The organism is Mesorhizobium argentiipisi (SeqCode) (genome assembly GCF_037179585.1).
GTDB classification, from domain to species: domain Bacteria; phylum Pseudomonadota; class Alphaproteobacteria; order Rhizobiales; family Rhizobiaceae; genus Mesorhizobium; species Mesorhizobium argentiipisi.
On record NZ_JAPYKO010000119.1, the window covers coordinates 1 to 438 of the forward strand.

At 60.7% G+C, this 438-nt stretch carries 1 protein-coding gene; it reads right to left on the minus strand.

The window, feature by feature from the left end; all coding sequences use genetic code 11:
- Positions 1–251, minus strand: a 251-nt coding sequence (locus tag O7A05_RS34205; RefSeq protein WP_337097816.1) for a DUF308 domain-containing protein, incomplete at its 3' end; no start/stop codon positions are given.
- Positions 252–438: the final 187 nt, after the last annotated feature.

Here is a 438-nt window from a genome sequence, read left to right on the forward strand (position 1 = left end):
GCCAGTAGCCAAAGCAGGTATCCCCGCAAGCCGCGCACTGAAAACGCGTGCACGATCTGGAAAATTCCGGCGACCGCCATGGTAGCGCCGATGACCAGCACGGACGCGAGGTTCGCCGCCATCAGATTGGCAGATGCAACACCGCCGAGGATCAGTTCGCCGACACCCAGCGCAACGAACCAGCCCCATTTTCCGGTGATGGCGTGGATCGCCCATCCGAGCGAGGCCTTCGAGTTCGACATGTCCGTCATGGCTTGACCCTTGTTCGCACGAACGATCCGCAGATCATGAATGGGGACAAGCGTATCGAGATCTGTCCCAGGTCATCTTTCGAGGACGCCGCGATATTATTTGATCCGCACGATACAGATCGTTGCGCGAGGATCGCGACTAGCGCGGGATGGTCACGACGGTCCTGAACCCGTCGGGGCCCCCGCG